This window comes from Streptomyces sp. NPDC090045, from assembly GCF_044747975.1.
Classification (GTDB): Bacteria; Actinomycetota; Actinomycetes; order Streptomycetales; family Streptomycetaceae; genus Streptomyces.
The window spans coordinates 112,644-129,096 of record NZ_JBIVFA010000005.1 but is presented as its reverse complement, the minus strand read 5'-3'; the positions used below and the strand labels follow the sequence as shown (position 1 = coordinate 129,096).

Genomic DNA, 16,453 nt, shown 5'->3' with positions numbered 1-16,453 from the left:
GGGGCCGCGGAGCAGGGACCGCGGAACAGGGGACGGGGAACGGGGACCATGAGCAACATCCAGCGCACCACCATGGGCACAGGCATGCGCTCGGGCATGGGCACGGCCATGGGCACAGCCATGGGCACAGCCATGGGCACAGCCATGAGCTCAGGCACGGCCATGTGCTCCGTCACCGTCCCCGACATCGTCGCCGGCACCGGCACCGGAACCCCGGCGGAGCCCCGCCGATGAGAGCGCGGCCGCCGCGCCCGCGGCTGCCCGCCTGGACCTCCACGCTGATCTGGAAGGCCGCGGTCTTCATCACCCTCATGTGCTGCGGGCTGGCGGCCCTCCTCGGCGTCCTCGTGCACCGCGCCATGACCCACCAGACCGTCGCCACCGCCCGCGAGAAGGCGCAGACGAAGCTGGAGCGGACCATCAGGGCCTACGAGACCGGAGCGCGCCTGCCCCGGGGCGAGGGCATCGACCCGGTCGGCCTGCCCCCCGAGCTGCGCGCACGGGCCGTCGACGGCAAACGCGGCACCGCGCTCGGCGAGCACCGCGGCCGCGCCGCCATGTGGGCGGCCGCGCCCGCCGAGGAGGGCACCGCGATAGCCGTGTCCGTGGACTTCCGCGCCGGCGAGCGGACCATCGCCGAACTGGACCGGGCCATCCTCGGCTCCTCCGGCCTGGCCATCGGCGCCACCCTCCTCATGGGCGCGTTCGGCGTCACCCGCATCACCCGGCGGCTGCACCTGACCGCGCAGGTGGCCCGCCGGATCACCGCCGGCGATCTCGACGCACGGGTCGACGACAGCCTGCGGCACAAGGACGAGGTGGCGGCGGTCTCCCGGGCCCTGGACACCATGGCCTCGTCCCTCCAGCGCAAGCTCGAAGCGGAACGGCGGTTCACGGCGGACGTCGCCCACGAGCTCCGCACCCCCCTGACCGGTCTGAACGCGGCTGCCGAGCTGCTGCCGCCGGGCCGTCCGGCCGAGCTCGTACGGGACCGCGTACAGGCGATGCGCGCGCTGACCGAGGACCTGCTGGAGATCTCCCGGCTGGACACCGGCAGCGAGCGCGTGGAACTGGACTGGCACGACCTGGCCGATCTGGCGGCGCGCACGATCCGGGCCTCCGGCACCGACACGGCCCTGGAGGTGGTCTCCTCCCCGCGGGTGGAGACGGACCGGCGCCGCCTGGAGCGGATCCTGGGCAACCTGGTGGCCAACGCGCACAGCCACGGCGCGGCCCCGGTCACGGTCACCGTCGACGGCCCGACCCTGACCGTGACCGACTCCGGCCCCGGCTACCCGGAGTACCTCCTCACCTGCGGCCCGCAGCGGTTCCGCACGGAGGGCACGAACAAGGGCCACGGGCTGGGCCTGACCATCGCCGAGGGCCAGGCACGGGCCCTCGGCGCCACCCTCGCCTTCCGCAACCGTGAGGAGGGCGGCGCCGAGGCCCGCGTCACGCTCCCAGGGCCCGCAGCACGGGGAGCAACTGCGCCTCCTCGGCGTCGAGATGAGCCTCCAGCTCCCGGCTGAGCCGCTCCACCCGCTCACCGAATCCCGCACCGCCCGGCGCGTCCAGCGCCTGCGTCAGCTCCTGCTGGAGCCGTGCGATGCCGCGGTGCTCGGCGTCGAGCCGGCGGAAGAACTCCCGCAGGTGCGGGTGCTGTTGCTCCAGGTACGGGAAGAGGCCGGCGTCCTCGCTCTTGTGGTGGAACTCCAGCGAGTGGCAGAACGCCAGGCAGTGCTGGCGCAGTTGGAGCCCGAGCGGCAGCGCCCCGCCGCCGCTCGGCTCCTCGCGCGCCCGATCCCGTACGAGCTCCCGTACGAGGGCCAGCTGCGCCCGCAGCCACCCGTGCACGTCGAGCAGCTTCCCGGCGATCCCGCCCTCGCCCGAGGCCGCCTCGTGCGTCCGCTGGAGCACCACGACGGGGATCACCCGCCCGGTGCGCGCCTGGTACTCCCCGTACCCGGGCTCCGCGCGCACGACGCGCGCGAACAGCTCGTCCCGCCGCGCCCCTTCGGCGGGCACGGCGACGGCCTCGTACTCCTCGGCCCCGGTCTCCACCTGTACGAGGGGACGCGCGAGCAGGTTGTGATACCAGGCGGGATGCCGGTCGGCCCCGGCCGCGGACGCCACGACGAGCAGCCCCCCGGCGTCGCGGCCCCCGCCGCGCAGGAACCCGAGCGGGACGGTGTGGGGCTTCCCGGACCTGGCTCCGGTGGTGGTGAGCAGGATCAGCTCGGACCCTTCGAAGGGACCGCCGACGCGGCCGGCGTTGGCCCTGAACTCATCAATGACAGTCTGATTGAACGAAAATGACACGGAGTGTGAACGTCCTCACGGTGTGTGCGTGCGTGTGATGGCAGCGGCAAAACCGAGGGAACTCACCCGTAGCCGGTGGCGTAGACGCCCATGGGCCCGGTCCTTCGACAACAGGTGCCTGCCCAACCACCGCCCGGCCCACATCTCAGTAGGCGGCGTCACGCGACACGTGCGCCATAAAACCACAGAGCGACGAAGGACCTCCAGCCGTTTCCGGCTGGAGGTCCTCGGAGTGTGCCCTCGGCAGGATTCGAACCTGCGACACCGGCTTTAGGAGAGCCGTGCTCTATCCCCTGAGCTACGAAGGCAGGGTGCGGAGACCTGGCTGTAAGGCCGGGCCACCGCGGTCAGTGTAGCGGGTGGTGCTTGATCCGCATCTGTGATCCACGGCGACCGGTGTTCCCGGGCGTACGGTCTGATGGTCCGACCGGCCCGTTGCGTAGGCTGGCCGGGATCATCAACTGCCCGTGAACGGGAGCTTCGAGGTGACGACGATGAACGACCCCTCCGTCCCCTGGTGGCCGTCGCTGCGGCCGCCGGGCGAGGCTGTCGCGCCCCGTCTGCGCCTCCTGGTGTTCCCGCATTCCGGGGCCGGGCCCAGCACGCTCTACCCCGTCGTCGAGGCGCTGCCCGCGGACGTGGAAGTGCTCGGGCTCTCGCTCCCCGGGCGGGAGCGCCGCTACGACGAGCCCGCGGGCTGCCGGCTCGACCAGGTCCTGGACGCCGTCTCCGACGAGGTGCTCGGCCGCGACCCGCTGCCCACGGTGGTCTTCGGACACAGCCTCGGCGCGCTCCTCGCCGCCCGCGCGGCCCGACTCCTCGGCCCGCAGTGCCGGGCGGCCGTCGTCAGCGGCCAGGTGCCCGGCCGGACCCCGCGCCGGGCTCACACCACGGTCACCCAGGAGGACGCGGTCCGGCTGCTGCGCGACGGCGGGAGCACGCCGGAGTGGGTCCTGCGGGACCCGGACATGCTGGCCCACGTCACGCGCGTGCTGCGGGCCGACATCGCGCTCAGCCGGGAGGCCGCGGCGGGGTTCGAGGACGTACGGCTCGACGTGCCGCTCCACGTGCTGGGCGGCACGGCGGACCCGCTGGTCCCGCACGAGCCGCTCGACGGCTGGGCCGGCCACACGACCGGGCCGTGCCGGGTGCGCCGCTTCGCCGGGGACCACTTCTTCCTGCTGGCCCAGGAGCACCGGGTCGAGGTCGGGAACATCCTGCGCGAGGCCCTCACGGCAGAACTCTGAGACCCGGCACCGCGGTTCGGCCACGCACGGCAGCCGGCCGGGGGCCCTGAGCGCGGATGCTCAGGGCCCTGCCGGCCGAAGGCGGCCGGTTCCTTCCGGGGTTACGGCCGGGTGACGCGGACCTGGTAACTGCCGTTGCGCAGCTGGCCCACCACCGAGACGCTGATGCCCGCCTTCTCGTCGGTGAAGGTCTCGCCCGGCCGGAACGGAGCGTCCGACAGCTCCGCGTGCACATTGGGCCGGCGCGTGCAGCCACCGCTCGCGCCGGCGCTGTCCGACACCGTGATCGGGCCGTGCCCGGTGTCCACCTCGGAGTCCACCTTGTAGATGAGGACACCGGGCTTGCACACGGCCTCGTCGTTCCCGGCCCGGGTCCGCACCTCCACCGCGTACCCGGCGCTCTCCGACAACGGGATGAAGGCCAGTTTCGTGCCGCCCCGCACCCCCAACGGGGAGAGGGTGTGGTCGCTGGTGCCCGGCTTGGACGCGCAGCTGATCTGCGTGCTGTCCAGCCAGCCCAGCTTCCACTTGTGCCAGCCCATGAGGTCGTTGTTGGCGCCCCAGTCCTCGCTCATGATGTCCCAGTGCCCGACCGTGCTCCCGCCGTCGGAGGTGTAGAGGTCGGGCAGTCCGAAGACGTGCCCGTTCTCGTGCGGGAGCACCCGGTAGCCGGTCTCCCGGTAGGTTCCGGAGCCGTCGTCCTGCCGGCTGTAGACGAAGGACGTGTTGGCCAGCGGCACCCCGTCGGCGACGGGGGCCTCGCCGTTGCCCGAGAAGGTCACCGAGAGGACGGTGTCCAGGGCGGACGGCCCGGCGTTCGGCGTGACCAGGATGTTGATCAGGTCGTACCGGCTGAAGTCCACCTCGGGGTCGGCGGCCTTCGCGATGTGCTCGACGAGCTGCCGGTAGCCCGGCTCGTACGGGGACCCGCGCTCGATCCCGTACGCCGCGAAGGGCATCGGCATCCGCAGCCAGTTCCTTATGGGGGCCTCGGGCCGGTAGGCGAGCCGGCCGTACGAGCTGGTGCGGAACCAGTCGGCGGTCTGGGGGAAGAACTCGCCCAGCCGGTCCGCGGCGGTCCCCTCCCCCTTGGCGTCGGGGAAGTCGACCATCAGGTTCAGGGCGCGGACCTCGCCGGTCGAGCGCGAGTACCCGGGCGGCGTCGGCAGGCCCTCGGACATCTGCACGCCCATCGCGCCGGCGATCCGGCAGGGCGCGAGAGCCGATTCGACGGTCGTGGCCACAGGGCCGGCCGCCGAGTTCCCACGACTGGATATCCCGGTGCTCGCGGTCGCGGAGACGCCGAGGGCCAGCGCGGTCAGGCCGATGAACGCGCTGGTGCGGCGGGGCTTGCGTATCCGGCGGCGGGTCTGCGGCATGGAGATCGCCTTCGGGTCCGCGGCAGCCGGCCCTCTCCGGTCTGCGCTCTGTGCGATCACCCTCCGACGGGCGCGGCGCGCCCGCGCGTCGGAAGAGGCCGAACGTGGACCGGCTTGTGACTCAGGTCACACGGGGGAGTGAAATAACCGGGGATCGGTTCCCCGTTTGTACGTGAGTCCCGCAAAGCGGGGACCGGCTCCCCGTTTGGGCGGGCCGGGCGAGCAGTCCGTACGGCGAGCCGTCCGTACCGCGTGTCACCGTGCCAGGGAGGCCCCGGAATGAAGCGCCCCACCGCCACCGTCCCGGCGGCCCCGTCCGCCCTCGTGGCGAACGTGGACCCGGCGTCGACGCACGTCCCGGAACCGGCCCCGAAGCCGGCGCGCGTGCGGGAGGCGGCCGGTGCCCGTGCGCCGCGCGCGTCCCGCGCGGGCGGCTCCGGCGTCCCGCGCCCGCGCGCCGACGCCGTACGCAACCGCGAGCGGATCCTGACGGCGGCCCGCGAGGTCTTCGTCGAGTTCGGTTCCGCGGCCCCCTTCGACGAAGTGGCCCGGCGGGCCGGCATCGGCAACGCCACGCTCTACCGGCACTTCCCCGACCGCCCCACCCTCGTCCGTCACGTCGTGCTCTTCGTGATGGGCCGGGTCACGGCCTCGGCCGAGGCCTCCCTCGCCGAGGAGCCCGACGCCTTCGCCGCGCTGTGCCGCTTCACGCACGCCGCGGCCGACGAGCGGATCGGCGCCCTGTGCCCCATGCTCGCCGACGACTTCGACCGAGAACACCCCGAACTCCTCGCGGCGCAGACCGCCTTGGAGTCGGCCGTCGGGACACTACTGGCCACCGGCCAGGGCGCCGGAGCGATCCGTACGGACATCGGCGTCGGCGACCTGATGGTCGCCCTGTCCCAGCTCAGCCGCCCGCTGCCCGGCACCGCCTGCCTCGACACCGACCGCTTCGCCCACCGTCACCTCCAGCTCTTCCTCGACGGGTTGAGGGCTCCGGCCCGCTCCGAACTGCCGGGTTCGGCGGCCACTTTCGACGACCTCCGGCAAAAAACCATGTGACGCGCACAAAGCTTGCCAATTAGTATTTTTCAGTCATTCCGCACAGTGAAGTGGGTACCCCCATGTCAAAAACAGCCGCGACACCGCCGCTGGCTGCCGATCCCAGCCGCTGGAAGGCACTCGTCTTCATAGCCCTGGCCCAGCTGATGGTCGTCCTCGACGCGACCATCGTGAACATCGCCCTGCCGTCCGCGCAGACCGACCTCGGCATCTCGGACGGCAACCGCCAGTGGGTCATCACCGCGTACGCGCTGGCCTTCGGCGGACTGCTCCTCTTCGGCGGCCGCATCGCCGACAAGTGGGGCCGTAAGAACGCCTTCGTCGTCGGCCTCATCGGCTTCGCCCTGGCCTCCGCGCTCGGCGGCGCCGCCAACGGCGAGGCCATGATGCTCGGTGCCCGCGCCCTCCAGGGTGCCTTCGGTGCCCTGCTCGCACCGGCGGCCCTCTCGCTGCTCGCGGTGATGTTCACCGACGCCAAGGAGCGCGCCAAGGCCTTCGGCATCTACGGAGCCATCGCGGGCGGCGGCGGCGCCGTCGGCCTGATCCTCGGCGGCTTCCTCACCGAGTACCTCAACTGGCGCTGGACCTTCTTCGTCAACATCCCCTTCGCGATCGTCGCGGCCGTGGGTGCCTGGATGGTCATCCGCGAGCCCGCCGGCTCCCGCAACCGCGCGCCGCTCGACATCCCGGGCGTGGTCCTGTCCACCACCGGTCTCGTCGCCCTCGTGTACGGCTTCACCCGCGCCGAGTCCGCGGGCTGGTCGGACTCGCTGACCGTGGGCATGTTCATCGCCTCGGCGGCCCTGCTGGCGGCCTTCGTCTACACCGAGTCCAAGGTGAAGTCCCCGCTGCTGCCGCTGCGCGTCCTGCTGGAGCGCAACCGCGGCGGTGTCTACCTCTCGCTCGGCCTGGCCGTCATCGCCATGTTCGGCCTGTTCCTCTTCCTGACCTACTACCTCCAGGTCGTGAAGGGCTTCTCGCCGGTCAAGACCGGCTTCGCCTTCCTGCCGATGATCGCGGGCATGATCCTGGGCTCCACGCAGATCGGCGCCCGCCTGATGACCCGGGTCCCGCCGCGCCTGCTGATGGGCCCCGGCTTCCTGGTCGCCGGCCTCGGCATGCTGCTGCTGACCCAGCTGGAGGTCGGGTCCTCGTACCCGGCGCTGATCCTCCCGGCGCAGCTGCTGCTCGGCCTCGGCATGGGTACGGCGTTCATGCCGGCGATGTCCCTGTCCACGCACGGGGTGAACCCGGCCGACGCCGGAGTCGCCTCCGCCATGGTCAACACCTCGCAGCAGGTCGGCGGCGCCATCGGCACCGCGCTGCTGAACACGATCGCCGCCTCGGCGACCACGGCGTACCTGACCGACCACGCGGCCGAGGCCGCGGCGGGCGGCCCGGCCGGACAGCTGATCCAGGCGCAGGCCATGGTCGAGGGCTACGCCTCCGCCATCTGGTGGGCGGTCGGCATCCTGGTCGCCAGCTCGGTCATCGCCCTGACGCTGATCAACACCGGGCGTCCGAACGTTGGCGGCCCGGTGGCCTCCGGCGACGGCGACGGCGAGGCCGCGGACGCCGAGGTCAAGGTCCCGGTGATCGCCCACTGACGGCGGTGCCCGCACGGGAATGACTGACCACCCCGCTTGGTTCAAATTTGAACCAAGCGGGGTTAGTCTTTTCGGGCAGCCCTGCACCGACGACGGAGGAGCGCCCCATGACCCCGGCCACTGCACCCCCGACCCCCACGGGTGCGACCCCGCAGGGGACCCGCATGCCGGCGCTGTACCTCAGCCACGGGGCGCCGCCGCTCGCCGACGACCCGGTCTGGCCGGGCGAGCTCGCCGCCTGGTCCGCGGACCTGCCCCGGCCCACGGCGATCCTGATGGTCTCCGCCCACTGGGAGGAGGCCCCGCTCGCCCTCGGCGCCACCGAACGGGCCCCGCTCGTCTACGACTTCTGGGGCTTCCCCGAGCACTACTACCGGGTCCGCTACGACGCCCCCGGTGCCCCCGCGCTCGCCGCCTCGGTCCGGGCGCTGCTACGCGGCCCGGGCGCCCCGGTCCAGGACGTCCCGGACCGCGGGCTGGACCACGGCGCGTACGTCCCCCTCGTGGAGATGTTCCCGGAGGCCGACATACCGGTGCTCCAGATCTCCCTGCCCACGCTGGACCCGCGCCGTCTGATGGACATCGGCCGCAAGCTGGCGCCCCTGCGCGACGAGGGCGTCCTCATCGTCGGCAGCGGCTTCTTTACCCACAACCTGGCCGCCCTGCGGCACCAGGGCCCGGGCGTGCCCTCCTGGTCCGCCGAATTCGACGCCTGGGGCCACGAGGCCCTCGCCGCCGGCGACCTGGACTCCCTGCTCGACTTCGAGACCAAGTCCCCGTCGGGCCGCCTCGCCCACCCCCGTACGGAACACTTCGCCCCGCTCTTCGTCACCCTCGGCGCGGCGGATGCCACCGGCGACCTCACCACCCGCCGCGACCCGGTGGACGGCTTCTGGATGGGCCTCTCGAAGCGCTCCCTCCAGTTCGGCTAGGCCTCGTCCCGCAGCACCCCGGTGATCGACTCATCGATCACGAACCCCTTCCGAAGGGATGTGCCCGAGCCTCACTCGGACGGGTGGTCGGCTGGTATCGGGCGGAATGGTCTGCTTGTGGTGTATCCGGTGATTCCCTTGCCGGGGCAGGCAACCAGAAGCTCGTGCGGACCGTCTTCAGGGTGGGAGTGCAGCCAGGGGCGGCGCGGTTCCGCAGTGAACGCGGCTGTGCCGAGCGTGACGGCCGTCTCACGGGCGTCGTGGTGGTGGAGGTCCGTGAGCGCGGCCGGATCGGCCTCGGTTCCGTGCCTGACCTGCACCTCTTCGAGTTCCCGCAGCATTCGGTCCCCGCTCGTGGCGGGGCAGGATACTGCAAGATCTCGAAAAAGAGGGGACGACGTGGGAATTCTGTCCCGATTCCAGTCGTTGTTTCCTTCGGAAGCGGGCACTCGGGAGAGTGTCCGGGGACGTACCACCCCACCACGGTGGCCATCCCGCAGCCGCACCGCGACCGAACTTCATCGCAAGGGAGCACGCATGGCAACCCGCGCCGTCGCCCGTCGTCAGTCCACGAGCAGCGCCCGCGCTGTGGGCGGGGAGATCGCAGACCGCGACCTGGTCGGCATGTACCTGGACGAGATCGCGCGCACCCCGCTGCTCGACGCGGCCAAGGAAGTGGAGCTCTCGCAGATCATCGAGGCGGGCGTCTACGCCCAGCAGATCCTCGACGGCGAGATAGACCGCAAGGGCGACTCCCCGGCACGCGAGGAGCTGGAGGCGCTCGCCGCCGAAGGCGAGCGCGCCAAGGAAGTCTTCATCCGCTCCAACCTCCGCCTCGTCGTGGCCGTCGCCCGGCGCTACCCGCGCAGCGGCCTCCCCCTCCTCGACCTGATCCAGGAAGGCAACGCCGGCCTGGTCCGCGCGGTCGAGAAGTTCGACTACGCCAAGGGCTTCAAGTTCTCCACGTACGCCACGTGGTGGATCCGCCAGGCCATCACCCGCTCCATCGCGGACCAGTCCCGCACGATCCGCCTCCCCGTCCACCTGGTCGAGGAGCTCGGCCGGATCCGGCGCGTCCAGCGCGAGTTCAACCGCGAGAACGGCCGCGACCCGGAGCACGCCGAGATCGCCGCCGAGCTGGACACCACGGAGAAGCGGGTGGGCGACGTACTGGACTGGGCGCGCGACCCGGTCAGCCTCAACATGTCGGTCGACGACGACGGCGACACGCAGTTCGGCGACCTCCTGGAGGACACCTCCGCGATCTCCCCGGAGCAGTCCGTCCTGTCCCTCCTGCGCAGCGAGGAGCTGGAGGACCTGCTCGGCAAGCTCGACCAGCGCACCGCGTCGATCATCAAGATGCGGTACGGAATCGACGACGGCCGCGAGCGGACCCTGACGGAGGTCGGCAAGCAGCACGGCCTGACCCGCGAGCGGATCCGCCAGATCGAGAAGCACGCCCTGCTGGAACTGAAGCGGATGGCGCGCGACACGGGCTTCGACGCCGTGGCCTAGAGCGGCCCGCAGCCAAGCCCCCTGTACGAGCCCCGGTGCCTATCCCCCCCAGGCGCCGGGGCTCCCCCTTCCCCGCCGGCGAGGCTCAAAGCCCGGGGCTCCGCCCCGAACCCCGCGCCTCAAACGCCGGCGAGGCTGGATGTGGCGCCGGCACAATCCAGCCCCTCCGGCGTTTGAGGAGCGGGGTCTGGGGCGGAGCCCCAGGGGCCGGGGCGGAGCCTCGGTTTACTGGGTCGCAGCCGCGGTCAGGCGGGTCGCCAGGGCGCCGGCCGCAGCCCGTAGCGCCGCAGGCCCCCGCACGGTGAACGGCCGCCCCGTCAGCGCCAGCCGCGCCGCCACCCACTCGGGAGCATCCGCACTCTCGAAGCGCACCGAGGTCCGCCCCTCCCCGCCCCCGCCCGGGAGGGCCGCGCTCCGCAGCCACTCCGGCAGCTCCGCCGCCCCCGCCTCGAAGTCGACCTCCACCACGTACGTCTCCGCGCCCCGCGCCCCGAGCCCCCGCCGTACGAACTCCTCCGCATCCATCGGCAGCGCCCGCGCCGCGAACCGCGCCCCCGTCGCGAACGCCTCGGACACCCGGTCCACCCGGAAGGTCCGCCAGTCCTCCCGCTCCAGGTCGTAGGCGACGAGGTACCACCGGCTGCCCGTGCTCACCAGCCGGTACGGCTCCACCAGCCGCCGCGACTCGGCCCCGTCCCCCGCCCGGTAGGCGAACCGCAACCGCTCCCGGCCCGCCACCGCCGACGCCATCACGGTCAGCGTCCGCGGGTCCACGCTCGCCCCGTCCCCCCGGGTCAGCGCGATCGTGGCCGACTGCAGCGCGCTCACCCGGTGCCGCAGCCGCGACGGCAGGACCTGCTCCAGCTTCGCCAGGGCCCGTACGGAGGCCTCCTCGACCCCCTCGATCGCATGCCCGGCCCCGGCCCGCAGCCCCACCGCGATCGCCACGGCCTCCTCGTCGTCGAGCAGCAGCGGAGGCATCGCCGCGCCCGCGACCAGCCGGTATCCGCCTTCGGCGCCCAGCGTGGCCTCCACCGGGTAGCCGAGATCCCGCAACCGCTCGATGTCGCGCCGGATGGTGCGGGCGCTCACCCGCAGCCGCTGCGCCAGCTCGCTGCCGGGCCATTCGCGCGGGGTCTGGAGGAGGGACAGCAGGGACAGCAGCCGTGCGGGGGTGTCGGTCATGAATCAAGGCTGCCAGCGAAATAGGACACAGACTGACCTAGACGCCGTCTAAGTTTCTCCTCATGAGCACCGAGACGCCCAAGACATCGCCCGAAAGAGAGAACGGGCCCATACAAGAAGAGCGGAACGACGTAGCCCACGACGCACCCAGCTCGCCCGCCGACCGCCGCCGCTGGCTGGCGCTCGCCATCGTGATGACCGCGGCCTTCATGGACCTGGTCGACGTCACGATCGTCAACATAGCCATCCGCACCATGCGCGAGGACTTCGGCGCCTCCACCAGCGCGATCCAGTGGATCACCGCCGGCTATGCGCTCGCCTTCGCCGCCGGCCTGATCACCGGCGGTCGTCTCGGTGACATCTACGGCCGCAAGCGCATCTTCCTCATCGGCATCGCCGGTTTCACCGCGGCCTCGCTGCTCTGCGGCATCGCCTCGACCCCGGACGTGCTCGTCGTCGCCCGCCTCCTCCAGGGCGGTATGGCCGCCCTGATGGTTCCGCAGGTCCTGGCGATCATCCACGTCACCTTCCCGCCGCAGGAGCGCGGCAAGGTCTTCGGCATGTTCGGCGCGATCGTGGGCCTCGCGGCCGTCTCGGGCCCGCTCCTCGGCGCGCTGCTCATCGAGTGGGACCTCTTCGGTCTCGGCTGGCGCCCGATCTTCCTGATCAACCTGCCCGTCGGCATCATGGGCGTGATCCTGGGCCGCAAGTTCATCGCCGAGTCCAAGGCCCCGCAGGCGCTGCGCCTGGACCTGGTCGGCGTCGTCCTCGCCACCCTCGCCCTGGTCCTGCTGATCTTCCCGCTGACCCACGGCCACGAGAACGACTGGCCGCTGTGGGGCTTCGGCTGCATGATCGCCGCGCCGTTCGTCTTCGCCGCCTTCATCGCGTACGAGAAGTACAAGATCAAGAAGGACGGCTCCCCGCTCGTCGAGCTCTCCCTCTTCAAGGTCAAGAGCTTCGCCGGCGGCATCGCCGTCCAGCTGACCTTCGGCATCGCCACCGGCATCTTCTTCCTGGTCTGGACGATGTACATGCAGATGGGGCTCGGCTGGAGCGTGCTGCGCGCCGGTCTGACCGGCATCCCGTTCTCCATCGCCGTCTCGGTCGCCGCCGGCCTGTCGGTCGAGAAGCTCGTGCCCCGCTTCGGCCGCAAGGTGCTCCAGGCCGGCGCGCTGATCATGGCCGCCGGTCTGCTCCTCTACATCTGGGAGTCGCAGCACTACGGCATGGAGATCGCCTCCTGGCAGATGGCCGCCCCGCTGGTCGTCATGGGCGTCGGCATGGGCCTGATCGTGGCCCCGCTGAACGACACCGTGCTCTCCGAGGTGCCGCGCGAGCACGCCGGATCCGCCTCGGGCCTGATCAACACCACCGGCCAGATGGGCAACGCCCTGGGCCTCGCCCTGACCTCCGTCGTCTTCTTCGGCCTGATCGACGACGACATGGTCTTCGGTCCGCCGTACGTGGAGGCCTTCCGCGGCGCGCTGTGGTGGGTCGTGGCCGTACTCGTCGTGATCTTCGCGGTGATGTTCGTCCTGCCGCGCCGGGCGCTCCCGATGGAGCAGCGCGAGGGCGCCGCCGAGCACGCGGACCGGACCCCCGAGAAGGTCCCGGCGGGCTGATCCGGCCCTCCGGCGCCACCGTACGGACATGCCCGCCCCTCAGGGGTGGGCATGTCCGTTTTTCTCTGTTTCCGTCCCGGAATCGGCGTACGGTGAGGGGAAGCCACAGATACGGGCATCGAACGGACGCAAACCCACATGTACGCACCGGAGCGCCGCCAGGAGATCCTCCGCCTCGCCCGCGCGGCGGGCAGCGTCGACGTGGTCGCCCTCGCCGACCGCTTCCAGGTCACCTCCGAGACCGTACGCCGCGACCTCAAGGCCCTCGACCGGTCCGGCCTGCTCCGCCGGGTGCACGGCGGAGCCATCCCGGCCGGCCGCCTCGACTTCGAACCGGACCTCGGCGAGCGGGAGGCCGCCGCCGCGGACGAGAAGGACCGCATCGCGCTCGCCGCGCTCGCCGAACTCCCCGACGGCGGCAGCGTCGTCCTCGACGCCGGCAGCACGGTCGCCCGGCTCGCCGCCGTGATCCCCGTCGAGATCGCGCTCACCGTCGTCACCCACGCGCTGCCCGTCGCCGCCCGGCTCGCCGCCCACACCGGCATCGACCTCCACCTCGTCGGCGGCCGGGTCCGCCACCGCACCCGCGCCGCCGTCGACGCCTGGGCGCTGCGCGCGTACGTCGAGATCCGCGCCGACGTCCTCTTCCTCGCGGCGGACGGCTTCACCGCCGAGGGCGGCCTGACCACCCCCGACCTCGCCGAGGCCGCCGTCAAACGCGCCGCGATGGGCGCCGCCCGGCGCGTCGTCCTGCTGGCCGACTCCGCGAAGGCCGGCCAGGAGCACTTCGCGCGCTTCGGCTCCTTCGCGGACGTCCACCTCCTGATCACCGATACGGGGCTCGCCCCCGCTGACAAGGCGGCGATCGAGGCCGCCGGTACGGAAGTCGAGCTCGTATGATCCTCACCGTCACGCCCAACCCCTCCCTCGACCGGACCTACGAGGTCCCCTCGCTGGACCGGGGCCGGGTGCTGCGCGCCACCGGCGACCGGGTCGACCCCGGCGGCAAGGGCGTCAACGTCTCCCGCGCGGTGGCCGCCGCGGGCGCCCGTACGACGGCCGTCCTCCCGATCGGGGGCGCCGCCGGCATCCTGCTCGCCGAACTCCTGGGCGCGCACGGCGTGGACGTCACGGCCGTCTCGATCGCCGGCCAGACCCGCTCGAACATCGCCGTCGCCGAACCGGACGGCACCCTCACCAAGATCAACGCGCCCGGACCGGAGCTCTCCCCGGAGGAATCCGCCCTCCTCCTGGAGACCGTCGCAGCCGGAGCCGCCGACGCCACCTGGATCGCCTGCTGCGGCAGCCTCCCGCCCGGCCTGGAGCCCGACTGGTACGCCGACCTGGTCGCCCGGGCCCGCGCGGCCGGCGCCCGTACCGCCCTCGACACCTCGGGCCCGGCGCTGGCCGCCGCGCTGACCGCCCGCCCGGAGGTGATCAAGCCGAACACGTCCGAGCTGGCCACGGCGGTGGGGCGCCCGCTGTCCTCCCTGGCCGACGTGGTCAAGGCCGCCGAGGAGCTCCGGGCCCTGGGCGCCGGGGCCGTACTGGCCTCCCTGGGCGGGGACGGCCAGCTCCTGGTCTCCGCGGAGGGCACCTACTACGGCACCGCCCCCGCCGCCGCGGTCCGCAGCACGGTCGGCGCGGGCGACGCCGCCCTGGCCGGCTTCCTGCTCGCGGGAGGCGCCGGGCCCGACGCCCTCGCCTCGGCCCTGGCGCACGGCGCGGCCGCCGTCCAGCTGCCCGGCAGCGCCATGCCGACTCCGGCGGACCTGCGTCCCGACCAGGTCCGCATCACCCGGAACCTGCCCCTGGACCTCCCCCTCACCGACCCCGCGACACCCTGAGAGCACCGGGCAGGGGGGCAGGGGGCCCGGACCGGACCCCGTGACCTGTGTGGCCGTCAGCCGCCCGTGGCCGGCATCTCCTTGATCCTCCGCCGACCCCCGCGGGAGCGTCAGCGCACGCGGGCGCGGAGTTCCATGGCTTCGCGCGCGGCCGCCTCGCTCTCGTACACCTCGCACATGTGCCGTCCGTCGGGCGTCGCCGTGTGCTCGACCTCCCAGAGGCTGACCTCGGTCCCGTCCACCAGCACGAAGGCGTGCTCGTACAGGCTGAAGCCGGCGTCCCGGCCGTCCGAGAGGGACTGCCGGCCGCCGAACGCCTGAGTGATCTGGTGCGCGTACGCCGACCGCAGCAGCGCCGCCACCGGCTCGCCGGGCCGGTCCCCGTTCTCCGCGCGGCGCAGCACCCGCCGGGCGTGGTCGGCGGACTGCTCCACCGCGTACTCGCGGTGCCGCCGGGCCGGCGCCGGGTCCGCGAACAGCTCGCTCAGCACCGCCATGTCGTTCTCCGGCTCCTCGTCTCCCGGCAGCAGCACCGGATCGGGGGCCGCCCCGGCCGAGGCCTCTCCGAACAGCCGGGACACCGCCAGGCAGGTCTCCGCCTTGCTCGCGAAGACCTCGTGGCGGACCCGGCGGTCGCCCTCCGGCAGGTACGCCAGCTCCCACAGGGAGACCGAACCGCCGTCGGCCAGCAGATAGGTGTGCCGGTGGGTCTCCCGCCAGACCCCCGTCGCCGGGCTGTGGTGGGTGGTGTACAGCGAAGAGCTGTGGGCGAGCGCCGTGCCGAGGCGCTCGACCAACCTGTCCGGCAGGTCGAAGGAGTTGAGGGCGCGGCCGAGGAGTCGTTCGAGGTGCGCCTCGGTTGTCTCGTACGGATCGCTCAAGGTGGGTCTCCAGGCCGTCGCAGCTTGTCACTTCGCGGAAGCTCAACGTAACCCCTGGCTCTGACATCACGTCCGGGGTTCGGTAAAACGTCCGGGAAGCATCGGGGGTTCCCGCCACCCCTTCAGGTCAACTTCCGTACGGATGGGCACGGTTAGGCCCGCTCTGTGCGGGAGCGCGGGAATATGGGCCACATGGCAACGAATACAGTGGGCGTCCCGCGCCAGCAGGAACGGCCCCGCAGTGGACACGAGGGCGAACTCGGCACCCCGCCCAAGGGGTTGGCCTGGCTGCTGGCCCTCACCGGGGCGGCCGGGCTGCTGGCCTCCTGGGTGATCACCCTCGACAAGTTCCTCCTGCTGGAGGACCCGGACTTCAAGCCCGCCTGCAGTCTGAACCCGGTCGTCTCGTGCGGCAGCGTGATGCAGAGCGAGCAGGCGGCGGCCTTCGGCTTCCCCAACCCGATGCTGGGTCTCGTCGGCTACGCCGTCGTGGTCTGCGTCGGCGCGGGCCTGCTGGCCGGCGCCCGCTACCGCGGCTGGTTCTGGCTGGGACTGAACGTCGGGACGTTCTTCGGCGTCGGCTTCTGCACCTGGCTGATGGTCCAGTCGCTCTACGAGATCAACGCGCTCTGCCTGTGGTGCTGCCTGGCCTGGGTGGCGACCCTGCTGATGTTCTGGGCGGTCACCGCGCACAACGTCCGTACGCGGGCCCTCCCCGCCCCCGGCCCGGTGCGGGGCTTCTTCACCGAGTTCGGCTGGGCCCCGCCCGCCCTGCACATCGGAGTGATCGGCATGCTGGTCCTCACCCGGTGGTGGGACTTCTGGACCGGCTGACCGCGGGCGCGAGCCACGGC

The 16,453-nt window shown here is 72.3% G+C and carries 16 protein-coding genes and 1 tRNA gene; 11 read left to right on the top strand and 6 right to left on the bottom strand.

Annotated features, from left to right (window positions below; genetic code table 11):
* The first annotated feature begins 48 nt into the window (after window positions 1-48).
* On the top strand, window positions 49-234 hold the full coding sequence (locus tag ACIPYQ_RS15945; protein WP_401251144.1) for a hypothetical protein: 186 nt from the start codon (window positions 49-51) through the stop codon (window positions 232-234).
* Entirely contained in the window at window positions 231-1,529 is a 1,299-nt protein-coding gene (locus ACIPYQ_RS15940; RefSeq protein WP_401251141.1) for an ATP-binding protein, read from the top strand. The genes ACIPYQ_RS15945 and ACIPYQ_RS15940 overlap by 4 nt, the downstream gene beginning before the upstream one ends.
* Here the strand turns inward: ACIPYQ_RS15940 and ACIPYQ_RS15935 are convergent.
* Window positions 1,453-2,319 (bottom strand): nitroreductase/quinone reductase family protein, encoded by an 867-nt coding sequence (locus tag ACIPYQ_RS15935; RefSeq protein ID WP_401251139.1) that lies wholly within the window; start codon window positions 2,317-2,319, stop codon window positions 1,453-1,455. The genes ACIPYQ_RS15940 and ACIPYQ_RS15935 overlap by 77 nt on opposite strands.
* 235 nt (window positions 2,320-2,554) lie before the next feature.
* Window positions 2,555-2,627 (bottom strand) — tRNA-Arg (locus tag ACIPYQ_RS15930).
* Window positions 2,628-2,813: 186 nt separating this feature from the next.
* Between ACIPYQ_RS15930 and ACIPYQ_RS15925 the strand changes: the two genes are divergently transcribed.
* The gene (locus ACIPYQ_RS15925; protein WP_401251136.1) at window positions 2,814-3,566 is read left to right on the top strand and encodes a thioesterase II family protein; all 753 of its coding nucleotides are present in this window, start codon (window positions 2,814-2,816) and stop codon (window positions 3,564-3,566) included.
* Window positions 3,567-3,667: 101 nt separating this feature from the next.
* Here ACIPYQ_RS15925 and ACIPYQ_RS15920 read toward each other — a convergent pair whose 3' ends face one another.
* Window positions 3,668-4,945, bottom strand: a complete 1,278-nt coding sequence (locus ACIPYQ_RS15920) for a M6 family metalloprotease domain-containing protein (RefSeq protein WP_401251132.1) — start codon at window positions 4,943-4,945, stop codon at window positions 3,668-3,670.
* A gap of 279 nt (window positions 4,946-5,224) precedes the next feature.
* Here ACIPYQ_RS15920 and ACIPYQ_RS15915 point away from each other — a divergent pair, with 279 nt between their 5' ends.
* From ACIPYQ_RS15915 to ACIPYQ_RS15905, 3 genes are all read left to right on the top strand, one after another.
* Complete coding sequence (locus ACIPYQ_RS15915; RefSeq protein ID WP_401251129.1) at window positions 5,225-6,007, top strand: TetR/AcrR family transcriptional regulator; 783 nt, start codon at window positions 5,225-5,227, stop codon at window positions 6,005-6,007.
* Between the two features lie 62 nt (window positions 6,008-6,069).
* Entirely contained in the window at window positions 6,070-7,614 is a 1,545-nt protein-coding gene (locus tag ACIPYQ_RS15910) for an MFS transporter (RefSeq protein WP_401251126.1), read from the top strand.
* 107 nt (window positions 7,615-7,721) lie between these two features.
* On the top strand, window positions 7,722-8,546 hold the full coding sequence (locus tag ACIPYQ_RS15905; protein ID WP_401251123.1) for a dioxygenase: 825 nt from the start codon (window positions 7,722-7,724) through the stop codon (window positions 8,544-8,546).
* Between the two features lie 71 nt (window positions 8,547-8,617).
* On the opposite strand, the gene ACIPYQ_RS15900 is transcribed toward ACIPYQ_RS15905, so the two are convergent.
* Window positions 8,618-8,887 (bottom strand): GNAT family N-acetyltransferase, encoded by a 270-nt coding sequence (locus ACIPYQ_RS15900; protein WP_401251120.1) that lies wholly within the window; start codon window positions 8,885-8,887, stop codon window positions 8,618-8,620.
* A gap of 196 nt (window positions 8,888-9,083) precedes the next feature.
* On the opposite strand from ACIPYQ_RS15900, the gene ACIPYQ_RS15895 reads away from it, so the two are divergent.
* Window positions 9,084-10,061: a sigma-70 family RNA polymerase sigma factor gene (locus tag ACIPYQ_RS15895; RefSeq protein ID WP_361762358.1), complete on the top strand. Its 978-nt coding sequence runs from the start codon at window positions 9,084-9,086 to the stop codon at window positions 10,059-10,061.
* Between the two features lie 225 nt (window positions 10,062-10,286).
* Here ACIPYQ_RS15895 and ACIPYQ_RS15890 read toward each other — a convergent pair whose 3' ends face one another.
* Window positions 10,287-11,246, bottom strand: a complete 960-nt coding sequence (locus ACIPYQ_RS15890) for a helix-turn-helix transcriptional regulator (protein WP_401251118.1) — start codon at window positions 11,244-11,246, stop codon at window positions 10,287-10,289.
* Window positions 11,247-11,308: 62 nt separating this feature from the next.
* Here ACIPYQ_RS15890 and ACIPYQ_RS15885 point away from each other — a divergent pair, with 62 nt between their 5' ends.
* The 3 genes from ACIPYQ_RS15885 (at window position 11,309) to pfkB (ending at window position 14,718) form a co-directional block, all read left to right on the top strand.
* The gene (locus ACIPYQ_RS15885; RefSeq protein WP_401251115.1) at window positions 11,309-12,871 is read left to right on the top strand and encodes an MFS transporter; all 1,563 of its coding nucleotides are present in this window, start codon (window positions 11,309-11,311) and stop codon (window positions 12,869-12,871) included.
* Between the two features lie 138 nt (window positions 12,872-13,009).
* Window positions 13,010-13,771 carry a DeoR/GlpR family DNA-binding transcription regulator gene (locus ACIPYQ_RS15880; RefSeq protein WP_401251113.1) on the top strand — a complete coding sequence of 254 codons (762 nt, stop codon included), beginning with the start codon at window positions 13,010-13,012 and terminating at the stop codon, window positions 13,769-13,771.
* Window positions 13,768-14,718 (top strand): 1-phosphofructokinase, encoded by a 951-nt coding sequence (pfkB, locus tag ACIPYQ_RS15875; protein WP_401251111.1) that lies wholly within the window; start codon window positions 13,768-13,770, stop codon window positions 14,716-14,718. The genes ACIPYQ_RS15880 and pfkB overlap by 4 nt, the downstream gene beginning before the upstream one ends.
* A 110-nt stretch (window positions 14,719-14,828) precedes the next feature.
* Here pfkB and ACIPYQ_RS15870 read toward each other — a convergent pair whose 3' ends face one another.
* Window positions 14,829-15,599, bottom strand: coding sequence for a DUF6227 family protein (locus ACIPYQ_RS15870; RefSeq protein WP_401251108.1), 771 nt, complete (start codon window positions 15,597-15,599; stop codon window positions 14,829-14,831).
* A gap of 192 nt (window positions 15,600-15,791) precedes the next feature.
* On the opposite strand from ACIPYQ_RS15870, the gene ACIPYQ_RS15865 reads away from it, so the two are divergent.
* Entirely contained in the window at window positions 15,792-16,433 is a 642-nt protein-coding gene (locus tag ACIPYQ_RS15865) for a vitamin K epoxide reductase family protein (RefSeq protein ID WP_401251105.1), read from the top strand.
* Window positions 16,434-16,453 lie beyond the last annotated feature (20 nt).

What these genes read in the sequence shown, in the direction of transcription:
- ACIPYQ_RS15945 (WP_401251144.1), top strand. Translation starts at nt 49, where the DNA reads ATGAGCAACATCCAGCGCACCACCATGGGCACAGGCATGCGCTCGGGC.
- ACIPYQ_RS15940 (WP_401251141.1), top strand. Translation starts at nt 231, where the DNA reads ATGAGAGCGCGGCCGCCGCGCCCGCGGCTGCCCGCCTGGACCTCCACG.
- ACIPYQ_RS15925 (WP_401251136.1), top strand. Translation starts at nt 2,814, where the DNA reads ATGAACGACCCCTCCGTCCCCTGGTGGCCGTCGCTGCGGCCGCCGGGC.
- ACIPYQ_RS15920 (WP_401251132.1), bottom strand. Translation starts at nt 4,945, where the DNA reads ATGCCGCAGACCCGCCGCCGGATACGCAAGCCCCGCCGCACCAGCGCG.
- ACIPYQ_RS15915 (WP_401251129.1), top strand. Translation starts at nt 5,225, where the DNA reads ATGAAGCGCCCCACCGCCACCGTCCCGGCGGCCCCGTCCGCCCTCGTG.
- ACIPYQ_RS15910 (WP_401251126.1), top strand. Translation starts at nt 6,070, where the DNA reads ATGTCAAAAACAGCCGCGACACCGCCGCTGGCTGCCGATCCCAGCCGC.
- ACIPYQ_RS15905 (WP_401251123.1), top strand. Translation starts at nt 7,722, where the DNA reads ATGACCCCGGCCACTGCACCCCCGACCCCCACGGGTGCGACCCCGCAG.
- ACIPYQ_RS15900 (WP_401251120.1), bottom strand. Translation starts at nt 8,887, where the DNA reads ATGCTGCGGGAACTCGAAGAGGTGCAGGTCAGGCACGGAACCGAGGCC.
- ACIPYQ_RS15895 (WP_361762358.1), top strand. Translation starts at nt 9,084, where the DNA reads ATGGCAACCCGCGCCGTCGCCCGTCGTCAGTCCACGAGCAGCGCCCGC.
- ACIPYQ_RS15890 (WP_401251118.1), bottom strand. Translation starts at nt 11,246, where the DNA reads ATGACCGACACCCCCGCACGGCTGCTGTCCCTGCTGTCCCTCCTCCAG.
- ACIPYQ_RS15885 (WP_401251115.1), top strand. Translation starts at nt 11,309, where the DNA reads ATGAGCACCGAGACGCCCAAGACATCGCCCGAAAGAGAGAACGGGCCC.
- ACIPYQ_RS15880 (WP_401251113.1), top strand. Translation starts at nt 13,010, where the DNA reads ATGTACGCACCGGAGCGCCGCCAGGAGATCCTCCGCCTCGCCCGCGCG.
- pfkB (WP_401251111.1), top strand. Translation starts at nt 13,768, where the DNA reads ATGATCCTCACCGTCACGCCCAACCCCTCCCTCGACCGGACCTACGAG.
- ACIPYQ_RS15865 (WP_401251105.1), top strand. Translation starts at nt 15,792, where the DNA reads ATGGCAACGAATACAGTGGGCGTCCCGCGCCAGCAGGAACGGCCCCGC.